Annotated in this window: 18 protein-coding genes and 1 pseudogene; 10 read left to right on the forward strand and 9 right to left on the reverse strand. The window is 43.9% G+C overall.

The window, feature by feature from the left end; translation table 11 throughout:
* Nucleotides 1–228: pseudogene (locus tag MICAI_RS00740) on the reverse strand (hypothetical protein); the annotation flags it as partial.
* A 374-nt stretch (nucleotides 229–602) separates the two neighbouring features.
* On the opposite strand from MICAI_RS00740, the gene MICAI_RS00745 reads away from it, so the two are divergent.
* Nucleotides 603–1,130, forward strand: a complete 528-nt coding sequence (locus MICAI_RS00745) for a hypothetical protein (RefSeq protein WP_008196339.1) — start codon at nucleotides 603–605, stop codon at nucleotides 1,128–1,130.
* Between the two features lie 41 nt (nucleotides 1,131–1,171).
* Here the strand turns inward: MICAI_RS00745 and MICAI_RS00750 are convergent, their stop codons facing one another.
* Entirely contained in the window at nucleotides 1,172–1,951 is a 780-nt protein-coding gene (locus MICAI_RS00750; protein WP_008196341.1) for a pentapeptide repeat-containing protein, read from the reverse strand.
* A 563-nt stretch (nucleotides 1,952–2,514) separates the two neighbouring features.
* The gene (locus MICAI_RS00755) at nucleotides 2,515–3,405 is read right to left on the reverse strand and encodes a helix-turn-helix domain-containing protein (protein WP_008196343.1); all 891 of its coding nucleotides are present in this window, start codon (nucleotides 3,403–3,405) and stop codon (nucleotides 2,515–2,517) included.
* A gap of 197 nt (nucleotides 3,406–3,602) precedes the next feature.
* Here MICAI_RS00755 and carA point away from each other — a divergent pair, with 197 nt between their 5' ends.
* The 5 genes from carA (at nucleotide 3,603) to MICAI_RS00780 (ending at nucleotide 6,915) form a co-directional block, all read left to right on the forward strand.
* Nucleotides 3,603–4,751, forward strand: coding sequence for a glutamine-hydrolyzing carbamoyl-phosphate synthase small subunit (gene carA / locus MICAI_RS00760; RefSeq protein ID WP_008196345.1), 1,149 nt, complete (start codon nucleotides 3,603–3,605; stop codon nucleotides 4,749–4,751).
* A gap of 74 nt (nucleotides 4,752–4,825) precedes the next feature.
* On the forward strand, nucleotides 4,826–5,176 hold the full coding sequence (locus MICAI_RS00765; RefSeq protein WP_008196348.1) for an STAS domain-containing protein: 351 nt from the start codon (nucleotides 4,826–4,828) through the stop codon (nucleotides 5,174–5,176).
* 3 nt (nucleotides 5,177–5,179) lie between these two features.
* The gene (locus tag MICAI_RS00770; RefSeq protein WP_008196350.1) at nucleotides 5,180–5,596 is read left to right on the forward strand and encodes a Mini-ribonuclease 3; all 417 of its coding nucleotides are present in this window, start codon (nucleotides 5,180–5,182) and stop codon (nucleotides 5,594–5,596) included.
* A 43-nt stretch (nucleotides 5,597–5,639) separates the two neighbouring features.
* Entirely contained in the window at nucleotides 5,640–6,506 is an 867-nt protein-coding gene (gene rlmB / locus MICAI_RS00775; RefSeq protein WP_008196352.1) for a 23S rRNA (guanosine(2251)-2'-O)-methyltransferase RlmB, read from the forward strand.
* Nucleotides 6,507–6,618: 112 nt separating this feature from the next.
* The gene (locus MICAI_RS00780) at nucleotides 6,619–6,915 is read left to right on the forward strand and encodes a DUF1816 domain-containing protein (protein ID WP_008196354.1); all 297 of its coding nucleotides are present in this window, start codon (nucleotides 6,619–6,621) and stop codon (nucleotides 6,913–6,915) included.
* Between the two features lie 257 nt (nucleotides 6,916–7,172).
* Here the strand turns inward: MICAI_RS00780 and MICAI_RS00785 are convergent, their stop codons facing one another.
* Together MICAI_RS00785 and MICAI_RS00790 are read right to left on the reverse strand one after the other, a co-directional pair.
* Nucleotides 7,173–8,606 carry a bifunctional orotidine-5'-phosphate decarboxylase/orotate phosphoribosyltransferase gene (locus MICAI_RS00785; protein ID WP_008196355.1) on the reverse strand — a complete coding sequence of 478 codons (1,434 nt, stop codon included), beginning with the start codon at nucleotides 8,604–8,606 and terminating at the stop codon, nucleotides 7,173–7,175.
* Nucleotides 8,607–8,618: 12 nt separating this feature from the next.
* Complete coding sequence (locus MICAI_RS00790) at nucleotides 8,619–9,623, reverse strand: CHAD domain-containing protein (protein WP_008196358.1); 1,005 nt, start codon at nucleotides 9,621–9,623, stop codon at nucleotides 8,619–8,621.
* Between the two features lie 118 nt (nucleotides 9,624–9,741).
* On the opposite strand from MICAI_RS00790, the gene MICAI_RS00795 reads away from it, so the two are divergent.
* On the forward strand, nucleotides 9,742–11,271 hold the full coding sequence (locus tag MICAI_RS00795) for a glycine betaine ABC transporter substrate-binding protein (protein ID WP_008196360.1): 1,530 nt from the start codon (nucleotides 9,742–9,744) through the stop codon (nucleotides 11,269–11,271).
* Here MICAI_RS00795 and cysS read toward each other — a convergent pair.
* Entirely contained in the window at nucleotides 11,254–12,696 is a 1,443-nt protein-coding gene (cysS, locus tag MICAI_RS00800) for a cysteine--tRNA ligase (RefSeq protein WP_008196362.1), read from the reverse strand. The two genes, MICAI_RS00795 and cysS, sit on opposite strands and share 18 nt — an antisense overlap.
* Nucleotides 12,697–13,131: 435 nt before the next feature.
* Between cysS and MICAI_RS00805 the strand changes: the two genes are divergently transcribed.
* Nucleotides 13,132–13,407, forward strand: a complete 276-nt coding sequence (locus MICAI_RS00805; protein WP_002732855.1) for a hypothetical protein — start codon at nucleotides 13,132–13,134, stop codon at nucleotides 13,405–13,407.
* A gap of 2 nt (nucleotides 13,408–13,409) precedes the next feature.
* Here MICAI_RS00805 and MICAI_RS00810 read toward each other — a convergent pair whose 3' ends face one another.
* On the reverse strand, nucleotides 13,410–14,603 hold the full coding sequence (locus MICAI_RS00810; RefSeq protein WP_008196375.1) for an NAD(P)/FAD-dependent oxidoreductase: 1,194 nt from the start codon (nucleotides 14,601–14,603) through the stop codon (nucleotides 13,410–13,412).
* Between the two features lie 121 nt (nucleotides 14,604–14,724).
* On the opposite strand from MICAI_RS00810, the gene MICAI_RS00815 reads away from it, so the two are divergent.
* Together MICAI_RS00815 and MICAI_RS00820 are read left to right on the forward strand one after the other, a co-directional pair.
* Nucleotides 14,725–15,366 carry a Uma2 family endonuclease gene (locus MICAI_RS00815; RefSeq protein WP_008196377.1) on the forward strand — a complete coding sequence of 214 codons (642 nt, stop codon included), beginning with the start codon at nucleotides 14,725–14,727 and terminating at the stop codon, nucleotides 15,364–15,366.
* Between the two features lie 24 nt (nucleotides 15,367–15,390).
* Nucleotides 15,391–16,032, forward strand: coding sequence for a Uma2 family endonuclease (locus MICAI_RS00820; RefSeq protein ID WP_008196379.1), 642 nt, complete (start codon nucleotides 15,391–15,393; stop codon nucleotides 16,030–16,032).
* Here the strand turns inward: MICAI_RS00820 and recN are convergent.
* Both recN and rppA read right to left on the reverse strand, forming a co-directional pair.
* Nucleotides 16,009–17,763 (reverse strand): DNA repair protein RecN, encoded by a 1,755-nt coding sequence (gene recN / locus MICAI_RS00825; RefSeq protein ID WP_008196382.1) that lies wholly within the window; start codon nucleotides 17,761–17,763, stop codon nucleotides 16,009–16,011. The genes MICAI_RS00820 and recN overlap by 24 nt on opposite strands.
* Before the next feature lie 183 nt (nucleotides 17,764–17,946).
* Nucleotides 17,947–18,627 (reverse strand): two-component system response regulator RppA, encoded by a 681-nt coding sequence (gene rppA, locus MICAI_RS00830; RefSeq protein WP_039899297.1) that lies wholly within the window; start codon nucleotides 18,625–18,627, stop codon nucleotides 17,947–17,949.
* Nucleotides 18,628–18,638: the final 11 nt, after the last annotated feature.

The following is an 18,638-nucleotide window of genomic DNA, read 5'->3' on the forward strand; positions in this document are numbered from 1 at the left end:
AATGTCAAATTTTTGATCCATATCTCTTTGGAGAATGTCAAATTTTTGATCCATATCTCTTTGGAGAGTGTCGATTTTCTGATTAACATCTCTTTGGAGAATGTCAAATTTTTGATTAACATCTCTTTGGAGAAAGTCAATTTTCTGATTAACCTCTTTAATGCTATCTTTAATTTCTTTCAGGACAGATTCGAGAGAATAGGTAACGGTTTCGCCAGTTTGTGTCATAATTAAAACCCTCGGGTCGATATAGCCAAATATAATTAGGTTATACTAAAAAAGTTTTTCTTTGGTGTGGGTCTGGGGCTTTACCCATGTTCAGGGAACAAGTCCCTGAATTTTTCCTCTGACCACTCCAATGGCTGGCACTTTTTGATTTCAAAAAAGCCTAAAGATATTATCCAACAAAGTTTTTAGATTTATTCAGCCAGCCCTAATCATTCTCCTATTGCCCATTGCTAGGAGCCAAGGGCGATTTTGCTACCGGAAAATTGGCAATTGTGGCCAGAGATCGATCATGGTAATTTAAGAAGGCGATCGGGGAACTCTGAGAGGGAAGCTGCCGATCCTAGCCAGGGAGTATCTGTTTAACCGTCTGTCCTATGTACAAGTCTATTACTGTTTTAACGCTGCTGACGGGAATTGTTGCCGTTGATGTAGTTTTTGCTCAATCCACTGTTAATCTTCCTATCGCAGTTAAACGGGGAGAATCCTACGAAGGATTATTAACTAGAGCATCGCAATTGGCAGAGAAAACTATCATCAGTCGTTTTAATCAACAAAAGGGTCTTGATAAAATTGATTTATTAATAACGGCCGAAAAATCAGGTGCGATCGCACCTTTGCTCTCGGTGAAGGTGTCCCGTCAAGATTGGTTTGGTCATCCCAATATTCAACGCTGGAGAAATGTTTTTCCCTTTGGCAAAGCTCTCCTCGGTTTTAGCTCTCCCGCACCCGTCGTCACTCCGAAAAGTCCCCCCGCTGCCGTTAATCCCAGTCCATCTCCAGCAGCGTCTCCCGGCGCTACCACTCCTCCTCCTCCCCCTACTTTACCCTTCGAGGATGAGCCGAATAATGCTCCCCCAATCCCCATTCCTAACCAAAGATTAACCACTCCAGCTAATCGTTAATTGATAGGAAAAGCAGGGGCTTTCGGCGGATATATTGACTTTTAAGTGGCAAAACGGGGCTGAAACCAGTCTAGGGGAAAAATATCATCTTCTTGGACGATTTCTGTCCAACCAGTGACACTCTCAAAACAAGTCCCCGTCAAGTTAGCACCCCTCAAGTCCGCTCCCTGTAGATTTACCTCTTGTAAACGCGCTCCCGCTAGATTAGCACCCGCTAAATTAGCCCCGCGTAAATCACTACCCGTCAGACGTGCCTCGCTAAAATTAGCCCTTTCTAAATTGGCCCCCTGAAAGTCCACCTCTTTAAGAAAAGAGCCGCTAAAATTGGCTTCCCTTGCGGAAATCTGACGACATTTAGCCCCACTTAACCGCGCTTCCTGCAAATTAGCCCAATTGAGATTGACTTTATCTAGGGTTGCCTCCAAGAGATTAACTAAGTATAAATTCGCCCCACATAAATTCGCCCCGCATAAATTCGCCCCCCGGAGATTAGCATGGGAAAGATCCGCCCCACTTAATCGCGAGTTACGCAGGTTTGCCTGTACCATAAAGGCCCCGGTGAGATTGGCTTTGGTTAAGTCCGCTTCCACTAATTGCGCTTGACTTAATTTGGCATAGGTTAAATTCGCCCAATTCAAACTCGCTCCCCGTAGATTTGATTTAGTCAGAAAAGAGCGACTCAAATTAGTTCCGCGCAAATTGGCCGCCGCAAAATTGACAGCGATTAGAGTCACTTGTTGTAGATCTAGACTCATCAAGTCAATGCCTAAAAAATCCCGCTCTCCTTGTTCGTAGAGTCTTAGTAACTGATTAACTTTCATCTCCCTTCTTCTACTTTAAGATGGTGGTTAAGAAGTAATCAACAAAAGCACCTAAAAACTTTGTCCGATAACTCACTCCGCTTTTAGATGAGAAATTTACGAGGGTCTCCTTTGAGTTTATGTAAAGTTTTTTATCGATTTTTTAAGGGAAGATAACCCGAACAGCAAGTTAATTTTCATCATAGTTAAGTAGTTTGGCTAAAACAGTTGGACTGGTTTTTCCAATTCTACCCCAGTCCATCGGGTAATTAGTATCTAACACTACTCTTGTTAAAAAACTTATCTATTGTTTAAACTCGATTATATTTAGGGTTTGTGGCAAAAAGTTTGTTGGTGGGGTTAGGAGACAGGAGGCTCCGAGGCAGGAGGCAGGAGATAGGGTGGTCACTGCGTGCGCGTTGCGGGGGGTGTTAGGGTGTTAGGGTTTTAGGGTGTTAGGGTTTTAGGGTTTTAGTTGAAATTCCCCCACTTCCCCATTTCCCCATTCCCCCATTCCCCCACTTCCCCACTTCCCCACTTCCCCACTTCCCCCATCTCCCAACCGCTGCTAATCGTCTAATTCCCTACTCTAAAGCGTAGATACGACCATCCATGAGCAGACGGGTGATCCCTTTAGCTTCCAGTTGAGCGTGAGCTTTTTCGATCAGGCGACCGTCGGGAACTTTAATCACTTTTTCCTTGCGCTTGGAGAAACGGCGAGCGATGCGATGACTTTCAAAGATGGGGAGAGTGCGCTGCTGGATTTCCTGAGGGGGAACCTTACCCAATTCAGCAAAATCCTTGAGGGGACGGGTGATTAATTCAGCAGCGCGATCAATCACCAAGTAACAGGTTTTGGGAAAAGCCGCCGCCGAGAGGGGTAAGATCTGTAGTTGGGCGGTTTTAACGATAGTCGGGCCTAAATAGCTGCCCGCTAGTTCCTCTTCCTCCTCCTCCTCCTCCTCTTCATCTTTATCCTCCTCTTCATCCCAATCCTCGTCCAGATCATCTTCCTCCTCCTCTTCCTCGATAGCTTCGACGAAAAACTCGGTTAAATTAGCGTCTTCTAGTGGTTTATCGCCATTAATTTCTATATATTCCGAATTATCTCCTTCCGGCGGGTAAGAGGTATCCATTAACAGGCTTAATTGTTCCACAGAAGCGATCGGTTGCTCAAAATCCTGCTCATCCTTAGCTGCGATGCGCGCTGCCCGAAAACTAATCACCTCGCTCGCTTCTTCTGGTAAATCCGCCGCTGCTCCCTCATCTTCGAGGCCACGACCATTGCGGGCCAAGCGTTTTTTCTGGATTAATTGCTCGTATTCCTCGCTAGAAAAAGAATTTTTGAGAAAACGACTGACCGTAGAACTACTCACGCCATAACGCTCGGCTAACGTGGAAGTGGTGGCCTCCGTTTCCCGATAAAGCTTAAGAATTTCTTTTTTCGTGGCATCAGTCAGTTTTCTTGGACTCATATTACTTATATAGTTATTTTTTAAGCGATAGGATCTTGCCGATGGCTAGTCAGGGGGAACTATTGTCCTTGAGCGGATGTACTCTTAATCATAAAACGCTCTAGCCAATTAAAACTAAGCAATTCGTTTTCTAGTCCCTGTTCTAGTCTATCCTTGACTTCTGTTTCTCACCACTACTCAAGATTAAAAAATTGACGATGATATCCAGTGCTGCTAGTCAAAAAGCCTTATTAGTTCTGGCCGATGGTACGGTTTACGAGGGTTATTCCTTCGGAGCCAAGGGAACCACCGTCGGCGAAGTTGTCTTTAACACAGGGATGACCGGTTATCAGGAAGTCCTCACCGATCCCAGTTATGCCGGTCAAATCGTCACTTTTACCTATCCGGAATTGGGAAATACGGGGGTTAACTCCGAGGATGAGGAGTCAATTCGTCCCCAGGTGAAAGGAGCGATCGCCAAAAATATCTGCCACCGGCCCAGTAATTGGCGTTCTAGCCAATCCCTACCGGATTATCTGGCCGCTCATCATGTTATTGGCATCTATGGCATCGATACCCGCTCCCTGACCCGCAAAATTCGCTCGGTTGGGGCGATGAATGGGGCAATTTCTACGGAAATACTCGATTATCATGATTTACTGCGGCTGGTGCAGGCAGCCCCCAGTATGGCGGGGTTAAATCTCGTCAAAGAAGTAACCACCAAGGAAGTGTACGAGTGGACAACTCCCACCCCCTCCGCTTGGGAATTTGCGCCCATTGATAGTGAGCAAGAACCGTTAACGGTGGTGGCGATCGATTTTGGCATCAAACGCAATATTCTCCGGCGTTTAGCCAGCTACGGTTGTCGGGTGATCGTGGTTCCCGCTGACACTCCCCCGGAAAAAATCGCCGAATATAATCCCGATGGTATTTTCTTTTCTAACGGACCGGGAGATCCGGCGGCTGTCACCGAAGGGATTGCCCTAGCCAAGCAACTTTTGCAAGGGGAAAAACCCACTTTTGGCATCTGTATGGGTCATCAAATTTTAGGCCTATCCCTAGGAGCAGAAACCTTTAAACTGAAATTTGGCCATCGCGGGTTAAATCAACCCTGTGGACTCCAGCAACAGGTGGAAATTACCAGTCAGAATCACGGTTTTGCCGTGCAGGAAGGCTCTTTAAATCCGCAAGTGGAGATTACCCATCTCAACCTCAATGATCGCACCGTAGCGGGATTAAAACATAAGTCCTTGCCCTTTTTCTCGGTACAATACCACCCCGAGGCCAGTCCCGGCCCCCACGATGCCGATTATCTGTTTGGCAAATTTGTCGATTTAATGCGGCAAGCAAAAAAGGATCGGTCGTAAATTTTTAGGATATACTAGGGTTTTGATTTTTACAGCCCTAGGGCTAGGAGGCGATTATTCCAGAAGCAGTTAACTTGACCGTCAGCTTGCGAGGCACCCGTGAGGTCAAAGATAAGTACCAAATTTTCCGTTTGACGGGTCTTTTAGATGCCTTTTCCGAACCGACTTTTTGTAAGGTGATCGAAGGCTATGTGGAGGAAGGCCCTAAGGATGTGATTATTAGCCTCGCTCAGATTGATTTTATCGATAGCTCCGGTTTAGGAGCTTTGGTAAAATTGGTGAAAAAGGCCAAAACTGAAGGGGGCAGTTTACAAATTGTTACCAATCCCCGGGTAACTCAAACCGTAAAACTGGTGCGATTGGAGAAGTTTTTTTCCCTGCAACCCACCCTAGAGGCGGCGATCAAATATCTAGAAAAAGCGTAAATCGTGGAATCTCCTCTCGAAAAAATTCGCTTACAGGTCAGTGGCCAGGGTTCACCAATCCTAGAGGGTCTTGACCGATTATCGCCCGCTTCTCTGGCCTATCTGGGGGATGCTGTTTATGAATTATACATCCGCACCTATTATTTACTGCCGCCCCAGCGTCTGGGGGACTATCACGCTCAGGTGGTAGGCAAGGTCAGGGCCGAACAACAGGCTTTAGATTTAGCACAACTGCAGCCCTATCTGACGGACCAAGAAAAAGAAATTCTGCGCCGGGGACGCAATGCGGTCACGGGAAAACGCCGTCGTCTGACAGCCCAAGTCTATCAGCAGGCCAGCAGTTTAGAAACCCTGTTTGGCTATCTTTATCTGCAAGACCCCTCAAGATTACATCAACTATTAGAAAAACTAGAATTATAGCCCTCAGGGACGATTTCCGACTTTACTCTTAATCCATGCAACCATGAGCGATCGACCATTTCCTAGCAAGTCCGATAATCGTAATTTTCGCCGGCCCTCGCGGCCAAAAACCGGGCCAATTCTGACTAAATCCCCGGCAGTAACTCCAGAAAACCAAGAAGCTGATGATCTGCTCTACGGTCGCCGGGTGGTTTTAACGGCCATGGAGGAGGAGCGCCAACTGAATCGGATTTGGGTGGTCAATCGACTCCGTTATGATCCCCGTTATCATACCCTCTTGGAAAAGGCCAAAGCCAACGGCACGGTAATTGATGAGGTGGACGATCTGCGTCTCGATCAGATTACCAGTAAGGCCAATCATCAGGGGATCGCCGCCCAAATGTCCCCCTATGATTATATCGAATTAGCCGATCTGATCGAAAAAGCTAAGGGCAAAAGTCGCCACCCCGTCATCGTCATCGCTGAAGGGATCACGGATCCCCATAACCTTGGGGCAATTATTCGCACCGCTGAGGCCATGGGTTGTCAGGGGGTAGTTATTCCCCAACGTCGCGCCGCTGGGGTGACATCGACGGTGATGAAAGTGGCAGCAGGGGCCTTGGAATATTTACCCGTCGCCAGGGTGGTCAATCTCAATCGTGCTTTAGAGGAATTAAAAGCGGCCGGTTTTTGGCTCTACGGCACGGCGGCAAAAAGTGGTAAATCCTTACACACAATCAATTTAACGGGTGCGATAGGATTGGTCATAGGTTCGGAGGGAGAGGGTTTGAGTCTGTTAACCCAAAAGTCCTGCGATGAGTTGGTATCTATCCCCTTGCCAGGCAAAACCCCCAGTCTCAATGCTTCGGTGGCGGCGGCTATGGCTCTTTACGAGGTTTACCGGCAACGCTGGCAAAATTCCCCCGACTGAAAATCTGTATTTTTCGACACTCCCAATAGCCAAAAGGAGAAAGTATAAATAAAATAGGAAGGAAGTTTGCGAAATGTAAACAAACGTAACAAAACCACCAGAGTAGATTTAGATGGGGAACGAAATGAAAGAATTTTTGATTAGCTTACTCGAAAGGTTCGGATTAGCCTACTGGGTCGAGATTAAAACCGACTATCCCAGATGTACTTATTATTTCGGTCCTTTTCTCGCTAAAGACGAGGCTGTGGTCGCTCAAGCTGGTTACGAAGAGGATTTGAAAACGGAAGGAGCGCAGGGGATTAAATTGCATATAAAACGTTGTAAACCGAAAGATTTAACTATTTTTGAGGAAAAAGAAGAAAGCAAGCTCCTGAATACCCTAAAGGTCTTACGCAGTCAAGTTTCTTAACAATTTTCAGTGATCGGTAATCAGTGATCAGTCATCAGTCATCAGTAAACAGTGAAAAAACAGCATAAGGCTGCTACTTATGGCAGTTATCTTAAGGCTGAGATAGGAAGTTTTCGTTTTTGGGAGTCAGGATGAATACCGAATTAGGTTAAACTTCCTCTTGAGGATAAAGACCGTAATACTGCTCACTTAATATTCTATTTTCCTACTGGTAACTGGTAACTGGTAACTGATAACTGATAACTGATGGCTAAATATCAATGGGAGCGATTTAAAAAACAGCTATATTCTGCTTCTGTCAGTCTTCCCGCTTCGTAGAGAGTATCGGTAATTTCTGCTAGGGTTAAAACCGAATAAGGTTGATAACCATGGCTACGAAGTTTATCTTTAACAGGGCCACCATGGTCGATAAAAACCACGATATCATTAACTAATAATCCCGCCGATTTAATCTTTTCTGCCCCCTCGATCGCACTTTTGCCAGAAATTAAAATATCGTCCACCACTACCACCGTTTCCCCCACTTGAAAATTACCTTCAATTACTCTTCTTGTGCCGTGAGCTTTTACTTCTTTGCGGGGGAAAATCATCGGATGATTTAATAATAAAGATAAACCCGTAGCTGTGGGTAAAGAACCGTAGGGTATGCCAGCAATGCGGTCAAATGTCAAGGTTTTTAATATTTCTCCATAGGCTTCAATTACCTGCTGAAAAATATTAGGATTAGAGATAATTTTTCTCAGATCAATATAATAGGAAAAAGTTTCTCCCGATGCTTGCACATAATCGCCAAACATCAAGCAGCCAATATCAAATAATTGTAGAATTAAATCCTGATGAGGATGTTGTTTTAAAAGACAAACGTTAGCAGTCCAAGTCTCATCTTGGCTCGATTCTTGCTGGTGATTTTGTTGAATTTTGTTGACTTCCTCGCGTAAATCCTTGACTTTTGTTCCCAAATCTGGTTGAGATAAAAAGTCTTGGGGTACAGGAATTAATAAACCCTCGCCATGACTATTTAAACCCACAGTAATTAACTCGGAGAATTTACTTTTGTCTTCCCAAATACTGCGTAATAAAATCAATCTTTCGGGGGCAAAATTGCGAATCTTTTTCAATATCTCCGGTTGAGTGGTTCCCACTTCTAAAAATACTTGTTCGGGAGTTCCCCAAGTGCAAGCTTCTTTGACAACTTGCAGATAAAAAGGATTGTCGCGACTGGGGAATTCTTGCAGATTAATCGCGCCTTGATTGGAAGTATGACAGAGGATAAAAGCGCCATGATCGGGGTAAACTAAAAAAGGAGCAACGTGATCCTGTCCAGAGTAGGGATTGAGAGTAACCGCGTCCACCTGCCAAGTTTTAAAGATAGTCTCGGCTAAAACACTGCTAGTGTTAATATCGCCGTGTTTAGCATCCAAAATTACCGGGATATGAGGGGGAATTGCCGTTAAAACTCGCTGTAATAATTCTAACCCTGCCGCTCCCAAAGCTTGATAAAAGCCTAAAGTTGGTTTGTAGGCACAGACAAAAGGGGCAGTTTCATCGATAATAAACTTGAGCCACCGTTCTAAATTAACGATTAATTCTCCCGGGGTAGAGGGCATCATTTCGGGGTTAGCATCTAAACCGAGGACAAGTAGAGTCTGGTTTTGACTAATGGCGTGGTTTAACTTTTGAAAAAAATTCATCGGTTCCTAATCTCAGGATTCTGGATTAGTTTCCAATTTTACACTATTTGGTCGAAAAATAGGCTGTAAAATTGTCTCGTGCAGACTTTTTCTGGTGTCAGCGTCAAGGAATTTCTTTTGTAGTGGTTGCCATTCTTGCCATTTTTGGTGACGGATATTTCGGAAAATTTCTAGTAAAGTGGGCATTTCCTTGGCAAGACAATTGGGAAAAATTTGGCTAAGAAAAGCCGAGAGAACACAACAATCCTGCATTTCTCCGAGAATACCTTGAAGGTTTTTAATATCCTCTAGATACTCTTGATATTTGTCGCCATAAAACTGAGTAAATAACTCCATATTATAGCGGGAACGCTTGGCTTCTTTGCGGAGATCGTGCAGCAATAATCCTTCTTTTTCCAATAAGTCATCAATTTCTTGACTAGAAAACTCTCCTACTTTTTGATCTTCCTCTAAATTTACCCCAACTAACCAGCCTTCATGCAGTAAAAAGCGACTCGCTTGCGGTAATAATAAGTCTGGCAAAACCGTGGCAATATCTAATTTTCCTATCGGTTGATAGGTGGGATTATCCAACCAACGGGCAAAATCTGCCTTAAAATCGAGAAATTTATCGGACTTTAACAGCTTTTCTACCTTAGCAAAAGCCTTCTTTCTTCGGCTTTCGAGAACTTCTAAAACTTTCTTCAGTAATTCCTGTTCTTTCGGGGGTAAAATTGGTTGATAATGACCGATAAAAGCCTCTTTTAACACATCTAAATCCCGCAATTCTCCTAAAATTCTGCCCAGATTACCCACCCGTTTTTGATCGGCATATTTCGGCATGGTTAAAGCGGGGGCAAAACCGGTTAAGGTACTGCGAAGACGACGCATTCCCACACGAATTTGATGTAATTCTTCCGTATCCTGATCGAGTAAAACCCCAGCTTCGTGTTTAAGAACTTTATGAAAATGTTTATCAATACCGATATAGGCCCAATCGGCAACAGTTTTAGCCCGAGGATTAAATTTGTTAGTCATTGGTCTTTAGGGAGGAAATAATGTCAAGATGATGATAGAATCTTTAAATAAAGACTGGAACTAATAGATCCCATTTATTCTACACAATAGGATGAAGCAGCCGCTTTAAGAGAAGTTTATGGATAGTTTTTGGCTAGATTATGCGGGGGAAATCGCTTTTCGCACCGGAGAGCATCTTTTCTTGACGGGAATAGCCATGGCTATGGGTAGCTTAATCGGGATTCCTCTAGGTATTTTAATTAGTCGTCAAGCTATTCTCGCTCAACCAATTATAGCGATCGTTAACACCCTACAGACTATCCCCAGTTTAGCCCTATTTGGTTTTTTAATTTCCGTGCCTTTTTTGGGAGGAATCGGCAAAATTCCCGCTATTGTTGCCCTAACTCTCTATACCTTACTGCCAATTGTTTTAAATACCTATCTGGGCATCAAAAAAGTTGATCCCGAATTAAAATTAGCGGGGTTATCCCTAGGCATGACCGACGGTCAAATCCTGCGCTATATCGAATTACCCCTGGCCAGGGCGACAATTTTGGCAGGAGTGAGAATTGCCACGGTGATTGCTATCGGTGTGGCTACGATCGCAGCTGCCATCGGTGGCGGTGGTTTGGGAGTGTTTATTTTTCGCGGTATTGCCACGGTCAACAATCAGTTAATTTTGGCGGGGGCAATTCCTGCCGCTTTTTTAGCCCTTGTTGCCGATTGGAGTCTCGGTTGGCTAGAAAAGACCTTTTCCCCTTCGCAACGCCCGAAAAAGCCCTCTAAATGGCAATGGGGCTTAGGTTTAATCGGGTTAGCCCTGCTATCTTTCCTCTTGACTCAAATTTTCCATTCATCCCCCGGCACAGTGGTGATCGGTTCCAAAAATTTTACCGAACAGGTGATTTTAGGGGAAATTTTGGCACAGGAGATCGAAAAAGAGACGAATTTACGGGTTGAGCGTCAATTTAATCTCGGTGGCACTCTGATCTGTCATGAAGCGGTGAAAGCGGGTAAAATCGATGGTTATGTGGAGTATTCCGGCACGGCTTTCACGGGAATTCTGCAAGAAAAACCCCTTAACGATGCCCGATTAGTCTCTCAAAAGCTGCAAGAGATTTATCCGGAAAAATTTAATCTAGAAGTCTTTCCCAGTTTAGGATTCGAGAATACTTTCGCCATTGTTATCCGGGGAGAAACCGCCAGTCAATACAATCTGAAAACTCTCTCGCAAGCGGCTAAATATACCCCCAATTGGCAAGCGGGTTTTGGTTATGAATTTTTGGAAAGGGAAGACGGTTACAAGGGATTAGCAAAGACCTACGGGCTAAATTTTGCCGGACCCCCGAAAGTGATGGATTTAGGGTTAATGTACCGCGCTTTAGCCGAAAAACAGGTGGATTTAGTGGCGGGAAATTCCACCGATGGCTTAATTCCCGTGCTAGATTTAGTCATCCTAGAAGATGATCAACGCTATTTTCCTCCCTACGAAGCGGTACCGATTTTTAACCGGGATAGTTTGCAAAAATATCCGCAATTGCGACAGGTTTTAGCGAAACTCACCGGCAAAATTACCTCCACAGCTATGCAGAAATTAAACTATCAGGTGGATGGCCGCAATCGTAGGGTGGAGGAAGTGGTCAAAGAATTTCTAGTCTCCCTCTCTTAACCATTTAGTCACTCCCCCGGGTTGGTCGATTAAAGTAATGCCTTGGGCTTTTAATTCCGCGCGAATGCGATCGCTTTCGGCGTAATTTTTCGCTTTTTTCGCCTCTGTCCGTTGTTGGATCAGATTTTCGATATCCGCTGCACTAATTCCCTCAGAAACAGGGGTTTCTCCCTGGTCGGCGGCCATTTCTAGGCCCAAAACCCTAGACAATTTCACCAAAGTATGCCATTTTACCGCTAATTGGGCCAGATTGCTGTCTGTCTTACCCGCATGGGTTAAATTATTACCCTCCTTGCGTAATTCCTTAGCGATTTCAAATAACACCGCTAAACCACCGGCAAAGTTAAAATCGTGATTTACTGCCTCTTGAAAGCGATTTTCTAGCTCTTGGTCGGTAATTCCGGGATTATCTTGCTGAAGATGCTTATAACCAAAGGATAAACCCTCTTGTAAAGTATGCCAGCCATTAGTGGCCGCCTGCAATCCCTCATCGGAAAAATCGATCGGTTTGCGGTATTGGGCGCCTAAAATTAATAATCTCACGGCTAAGGGGTCATATTTTGCCAATAACTCGCGAATAGTGATGAAATTACCGAGGGATTTTGACATTTTTTCCCCGGCCACCTTAACCATGCCATTATGTAACCAATAGTGGGCCAGAGGTTTACCCGTAGCCGCTTCACTTTGGGCAATTTCGTTTTCGTGGTGGGGAAAAATTAGATCACTTCCCCCCACATGAATGTCGATAGTTTCTCCCAATTGTTCTTTAACCATGGCCGAACATTCAATATGCCACCCCGGACGACCTTGGCCCCAGGGAGAATCCCAACTAGGTTCCCCCGGTTTTGCCCCCTTCCAGAGGGCAAAATCAAAGGGGTCTTGTTTTTTAATTGCTTCCGGGTCGTCGGTTTCTACCCGGCCGCTGGCCCCGGCTTGCAAATCATCGAGTTTTCGCCCCGATAGTTTGCCATAATCGGAAAAACGACGGACGGAGTAGTAAACATCGCCATCGCTGGGGTAAGCATAGCCTTTTTGTTCTAATTCATAGACTAGGCGCTTGATGCCGTCGAGGGTATGAGTGGCCCGGGGATAAGCGTCCGCCGGTCTGACTCCTAATTTTGCCATATCCTCAAAGTAGGCCTCGATAAATTTCTCGGCCACGGCTGCCATGGTGGTATGTTCATTTTTAGCCCGATTGAGAATTTTATCGTCAATATCGGTAAAATTCTGAATATAGCGCACTTTATAACCGAGATACTCCAAATAACGCCGCACCACATCCCAAACCACACAGGTACGCGCATGACCCAAATGGCAATAATCATAGACGGTAATGCCGCAGCAATACATGGAGACAATGCCGGGGATGAGGGGGGTAAAGGGTTCTTCGCGACGACTGAGGGTGTTGTAGAGGATTAAGGTCATGGATGGGGAATTTTTTTTCTGGGGAAAAAGGCTAGTCCAATTTTATAGCAGTTATCAGTTATCTCAGTTATCAGTGATCAGTTATCAGTGACCGCTAACCACTTTACCTGATTTCCTTACTATATTCTGTGTTTTTTGTCAAGGGGTTTTTAGGGTTTTAGTAAAGATGTGACGGTAAGATTCGAGGAGATAAGCTAAGACGCATTTAAACCGCTTACTCTTAGATTAGCCGAACCGCCCCCAATCCCTTTACTGTTGCCTTTTGCCTCTTGCCTCTTGCCTCGTCTCAACAAGCAATTTAAATTACGAACAGCTTAGGACTGTTTTGATCGGGACTATTATTGATGAAATCGATAGAATAACGATAGGGGAAGCTTGATTGTTTGCCTTAACCGACAATTTTTATTGTTAATCAACTTTGACCAGACCATCACCATGAATGAACCACCTAATAGCGCTGGCGATGAAATCCAATTACCCCGGGGAGAAAGAGTTGACCAGCTAAGACATCTGATCGAAACCCTACGCATTGCCGATGAAGTGGCCAATCGCGGTTATTTGATTACCAGCGCCGAAGTGGCCGATTTAATGGATATTAATCCGGGTGCCGTTACCAGTCGCGGCGACCATTGGCCGTGGCGAAATTGGGTAATCTCCCGGGTCAGACGGGAGGGAAACCAAATTCTTTGGCAGTTGGAAAAAGTCGATTAGGATTAATTGCAACCATCAGTTAATTTCTCTCTTAACTTTTGTAAATTAGTAATTATCTCGTCATTTTCCCCCAGCAGATGACGCGCAAAACGTCGGGCCAGGGGCGGAGCCGATACAAGTGTACTGGTAAAGCCAGAAAATACCTGCAATCCCAGTTTGTCGGCGATCGCTCCCACTAGGGGCCGTCCCGAGGGAGCAAAAGCCACTAGGCAATGATGACAGCTGCCGGGGAGAGAGGCCAAAGGGGGCAGCAATCTCCCCAGGGCGGTGCGTATTGCTTTTTCCCCCGCCACAGGGTTTAAAATCGCGCCAGGATCGGTGATAATGGCGCTAATTTGCCCTAGATAAAGACTTTGATCCCGGAATTGTACCGCCCCCGTTTCTAAAACACTGGCAATTATTTCTGGGGTTTCTCTCTGCCAAATGCCCTGATTTTCTAGTTGGGTGATTTTTTGCTCTAATACCAATCTAGAAGGAATTGCGGGCATAACTAGGGTGTTTAATTTGATTTCGCTGGGGGGAATTTTAATCACCTGGGCATGGGTAAAATAGACGGGAGCAGTAATACCGGATTTTTGCAGTAAAGACCGAGTTAATCCCCCCGCACAGACGATAGTTTCTCCGGCATAATAATTATCTTTAGGAGTTTTTACGCCGGTCATCCTCGATGCAGTTTCAATCAATTCGATGACAGCTTCCCGAATAATCTTGCCTCCCAGACGCAGAAAAGCTTGTTGATAGGCAAGATTAGTTTTTTCGGCGTTAATGTGACCGTGGGGTAGTCGTAAAACTCCGGAGATAGCAGCGGGATTTAATAAAGGTTCTAAAGCGATCGCTGCCTGCGGATCGAGAATTTCGGGGGTAATAGCAAAGATAGCAAATTTTTCGGCCACAGTAGCTGGATCATCTTCGGGGTTCACGGTGAGAATTAAGTCTAGGTCCCGGTATTCGTTATCTATGCCCAATTCCTGGGATAAATTGCGCTGAATTTCTCGACCTTCTTGATATAATTTTCTCTCAATTTCTGTAGTGGCCGACCAATAGGCTAAACCCCCGTAACTGTAGAAAGTGGCGTTGAGGGGATGGGTTTCTTTTTCTAATAAGAGAACTCGACTGCCTAGGTTAGCTAGTTCATAGCTTAAGGCGGAACCGGTGATACCACCACCGATAATTATATAATCATAAGTTGTGGTCATAATTGGGCTAATTTTTACTAAATTAATCTATCCTATCATTATACTTGCTCGGTTCCCTAGTTCTGATTTGATCAATAATTGCTATAATCAGAGAAAAAGTTGAAAGCGGGATGGGATAACTATGCAACAGCTAGAAACTAGGGGGATAACTGACCGATGGATTAGAGGTAGTTGGGAAGAATACTTAGCAGCGATTAAAAATTTCCCAGAGAATCAAGGAAAAAGTTATTATTACAATGGCTATTATCGATTAGAAATGACTCCTATTGGATTTGAACACGCTAGAGATCATCATCTTGTCTTTTTGGGGGTGAGTCTCTACGCTATCCTCAAAGAAATTCCTTTTCAAGGACTCCCCACTTGTTCTTATCGTAAAAAAGGAATTAGAGAAGTGCAGCCAGATATATCTTACTATCTAGGAGAAAAAGCGAATCTGATACCAAATGGGACTTCGATTATTGATTTAAATCAGTATCCTCCACCAGATTTAGTCATTGAAATATCAAAATCTACCCTCAATGATGACTTAGGTAATAAACGCTTACTCTACGAAGAATTAGGAGTTAGTGAATATTGGAGTGTTAAGGTAGAGTATCCCCAAATATTCGCTTTTGAAATAATCGATCGAGGTAGCAAAAGAATTGATATATCAAAGGTTTTACCTAATTTAAAACTTGCGGTTTTAGAGTCAGCTTTACAACAGGCACGCACCAGAGATCAAAGTCAGGTGGGACGTTGGTTAATCAGTCAATTTCAAGGTTAACTCCATAAAATCGAGGCTAATATTATGCAACAGCTAGAAACTAGGGGGATAACTGACCGATGGATTAGAGGTAGTTGGGAAGAATACTTAGCAGCGATTAAAAATTTCCCAGAGAATCAAGGAAAAAGTTATTATTACAATGGCTATTATCGATTAGAAATGACTCCTATTGGTAACGATCATGCCAGCGATCATGCTATTTTTATCTTCGCTGTTAGTCTCTATGCTACCCTAAAAAATCTGCCCTTTAATGCCAAAGATAATTGCAGTTTTCGCAGGTCTGGTTATCGAGAAGTTCAACCGGATATATCTTATTATTTTGCAGACAAAGCTAATCTGATTCCCTACGGTACTTCGATTATTGATTTAAATCAGTATCCTCCACCAGATTTAGTCATTGAAATCTCAAAATCTACCCTTAATGATGACTTAGGTAATAAACGCTTACTCTACGAAGAATTAGGAGTTAGTGAATACTGGAGTGTTAACGTCGATTATCCCCAAATATTTGCTTTTGAAATAATCGATCGAGGGAGCAAAAGAATTGATATATCAAAGGTTTTACCTAATTTAAAACTCTCGGTTTTAGAGTCAGCTTTACAACAGGCACGCACCAGAGATCAAAGTCAGGTGGGACGTTGCTTAATCAGTCAATTTCAAGGTTAAATCCTGCGGTTTTTTAGCAGCAGCTTTCTCCAATAAAGACTCGGCAAAAGCGAGGGCATCCGCTGCCGAATTTCCTCCCGTTAATTGTGCCAATTCTTCCCTTCTCGTCTGACGATTATCGAGAGAAGTAACCCGGACAACCGTGCGAATTTCCGAGAGATTAGTGGAATTATCTTCGGCAATCATTTGTTTATAAACTCGAAAATGGTGATCAGCTAAAGCAGCCACTAAGGGTTGATGAGTAACGCACAAAACTTGATATTGTTGACCTAATTGATCTAATTTATCGGCAATTGCCTGGGCAACTTTTCCCGATACTCCCGCGTCAATTTCGTCAAAAATCAGGGTTGCGGCTGCTGATTGGGATTGGGAAAAACAGGACTTTAAAGCTAGGAGAAAACGACTCATTTCTCCTCCGGAAGCGGTACTGGATAAAGGTTGGATTTTTTCCCCCGGATTGGGACTAAAATAAAATCCCACTTGATCGACTCCCAGACTGCTAGGATTACCCGGGTCAATCCGACAGACAAAAATCACCTTTTCCATGGCTAAAGGTTTTAATTCCTGTACCAATTGTTTTTCTAGTTGACTAGCGGTTTCTTGTCGCAAAAAGGTCAACTGGGTGCTAGTTTCTCGATAGATTTTTTCCTGTTGCTGACAAATTTTTTCTAATTCTTCAATCGATTGTCCTTCTCCCGTCAACTCCGCTAATTCCTGCTGTAATTTCTGATAATAATCGAGCGCTTCGGCTAAACTTGGGCCATACTTGCGACAAATGCGCTTAAGTTGGACGATTCTCTCTTCTATCTCGTTCAATCTCTCCGGATCTGCCTCTAGACTATCCCCATAAACGTTGATTTCCTGTCCCGCTTCCACCACCTGATTTAATGCCGATCGCACCATCTCTAAAATTGGCTCTAAACTGCTATCATAAACCATCATATTTGTCAAGATATTTTCAGCTTTTCCTAACAAATCAGCGACGGCCAGTTGATCGCGATCGTTTTGATAGAGGAGTTGATAGACTTGATAGCTGGAATTTTGCAAATCGACACCGTGGGAGAGTCGGTTTCTTTCCTGTTCCAACTGTTCCAACTCGTCAGCGTCAGTTAAATTAGCTGATTCTAGTTCTTTTAGTTGATATTCTAGTAAATCTAATCTCTGTAGGCGATTTTGTTCCGATTGCAACCTATTATTTAAACTATTCTTGCTTTCTTGCCAGTTAACGTAGGCTGTGGCTACCTTTTCCCGCTGCTGCAGCAGGGATTCACCCCCGTAGAGATCTAATAATTCCCTCTGTCGATTAGCGTCCATTAACTGAACTGTTTGACCTTGGGCGGTGATTTCTACCAAAAAATCTCTTATTTGCGCCATTTGTTGGCGATTAGCGACGACTCCGTTAATGCGAGAACGAGAACGCAAGGAATTATTAGTAATCACTAATTCCCGGCTGATGGTCAGACTATTATCCTCTAATGGGTCAATTTCCTGACTTTCTAGCCAAGCAATTAATTCTGGAGTCAGAGAAAAAGTCGCTTCTAGGGTTGATTGTTGGCTTCCCTGACGGATGACGCGATGATTGACTTTACCACCGAGAACAATATCGATCGCATCTAATATAATTGATTTTCCTGCCCCCGTCTCACCGGTCAGTACATTTAATCCGCTGCCGAAAGTTAATTCTAAGCGATCGATGAGGGTAAAATTTTCAATTTGTAGGCAGGATAACATATATCAGTAATCAGTAATCAGTTGCTAAGTAGGTAGGCGTTAAAAATTATCAGATGCCCCCTTATTAAGGGGGGATACCCCCTTAATCCCCCCTTATCAAGGGGGGCAGGGGGGATCGAACCTAAAATCCATTTTTAATTTAATTATAACCAGTTACTTATTCTTATTATCTTTCAACATTCCCTAATTTTCCCCGAAACGGTAGCCTTTGCCATAGACAGTATTAATTAGAGGTGTTTCCCCAGCCGCTTCGATTTTACGACGCAGCAAGCGCATCAGGGCAGGAACCACATTACTATTAGGTTGCTCTCCTTCTGACCAGAGATGCTGATAAATTTGTTCATGGGTGAGAAGTTGCCCGGGATGGGTCATAAATAAAGTTAACAATTGTACTTCTTTTGCTGATAAACTAATCGTGCGACCGTGACGATAGGCCACTTGATTTTCGCTATCGAGTTCTAAATCAGCAAATTTTAATTTACTGCTATTACTAGCTTCAAAATTGGGAGAACGACGCAATAAAGCGCGGACTCTCGCTAATAATTCTCGCAGTTGAAAGGGTTTGACTAAATAATCATCGGCACCGGCATCTAATCCCGCCACTCGATCGTCTATGGTATCCTTCGCGGTTAGAAATAAAACGGGAGTGGTGTCCCCTTGATTGCGTAAATGTTGACAGATTTGTAATCCCGATTGCTGGGGTAACATCCAATCGAGAATTAAGAGGTCATAATTATTCTCTTGTGCCAATTCTAACCCCGTCCGACCATGATCAGCAATATCAACGTCATAGCCTTCTTGAGCAAGAATTTGTTCTAAGGGTTCGGTTAATTCTTTTTCATCATCAACGATAAGTATTTTCATAAAAGTAAAAA

Source organism: Microcystis sp. T1-4, from assembly GCF_000297435.1.
GTDB lineage: Bacteria > Cyanobacteriota > Cyanobacteriia > Cyanobacteriales > Microcystaceae > Microcystis.

Excerpts from the sequence above, each read along its gene's own strand:
- MICAI_RS00745 (WP_008196339.1), top strand. The coding sequence starts at position 603 with ATGTACAAGTCTATTACTGTTTTAACGCTGCTGACGGGAATTGTTGCC.
- MICAI_RS00750 (WP_008196341.1), bottom strand. The coding sequence starts at position 1,951 with ATGAAAGTTAATCAGTTACTAAGACTCTACGAACAAGGAGAGCGGGAT.
- MICAI_RS00755 (WP_008196343.1), bottom strand. The coding sequence starts at position 3,405 with ATGAGTCCAAGAAAACTGACTGATGCCACGAAAAAAGAAATTCTTAAG.
- carA (WP_008196345.1), top strand. The coding sequence starts at position 3,603 with ATGATATCCAGTGCTGCTAGTCAAAAAGCCTTATTAGTTCTGGCCGAT.
- rlmB (WP_008196352.1), top strand. The coding sequence starts at position 5,640 with ATGAGCGATCGACCATTTCCTAGCAAGTCCGATAATCGTAATTTTCGC.
- MICAI_RS00780 (WP_008196354.1), top strand. The coding sequence starts at position 6,619 with ATGGGGAACGAAATGAAAGAATTTTTGATTAGCTTACTCGAAAGGTTC.
- MICAI_RS00785 (WP_008196355.1), bottom strand. The coding sequence starts at position 8,606 with ATGAATTTTTTTCAAAAGTTAAACCACGCCATTAGTCAAAACCAGACT.
- MICAI_RS00790 (WP_008196358.1), bottom strand. The coding sequence starts at position 9,623 with ATGACTAACAAATTTAATCCTCGGGCTAAAACTGTTGCCGATTGGGCC.
- MICAI_RS00795 (WP_008196360.1), top strand. The coding sequence starts at position 9,742 with ATGGATAGTTTTTGGCTAGATTATGCGGGGGAAATCGCTTTTCGCACC.
- cysS (WP_008196362.1), bottom strand. The coding sequence starts at position 12,696 with ATGACCTTAATCCTCTACAACACCCTCAGTCGTCGCGAAGAACCCTTT.
- MICAI_RS00805 (WP_002732855.1), top strand. The coding sequence starts at position 13,132 with ATGAATGAACCACCTAATAGCGCTGGCGATGAAATCCAATTACCCCGG.
- MICAI_RS00810 (WP_008196375.1), bottom strand. The coding sequence starts at position 14,603 with ATGACCACAACTTATGATTATATAATTATCGGTGGTGGTATCACCGGT.
- MICAI_RS00815 (WP_008196377.1), top strand. The coding sequence starts at position 14,725 with ATGCAACAGCTAGAAACTAGGGGGATAACTGACCGATGGATTAGAGGT.
- MICAI_RS00820 (WP_008196379.1), top strand. The coding sequence starts at position 15,391 with ATGCAACAGCTAGAAACTAGGGGGATAACTGACCGATGGATTAGAGGT.
- recN (WP_008196382.1), bottom strand. The coding sequence starts at position 17,763 with ATGTTATCCTGCCTACAAATTGAAAATTTTACCCTCATCGATCGCTTA.
- rppA (WP_039899297.1), bottom strand. The coding sequence starts at position 18,627 with ATGAAAATACTTATCGTTGATGATGAAAAAGAATTAACCGAACCCTTA.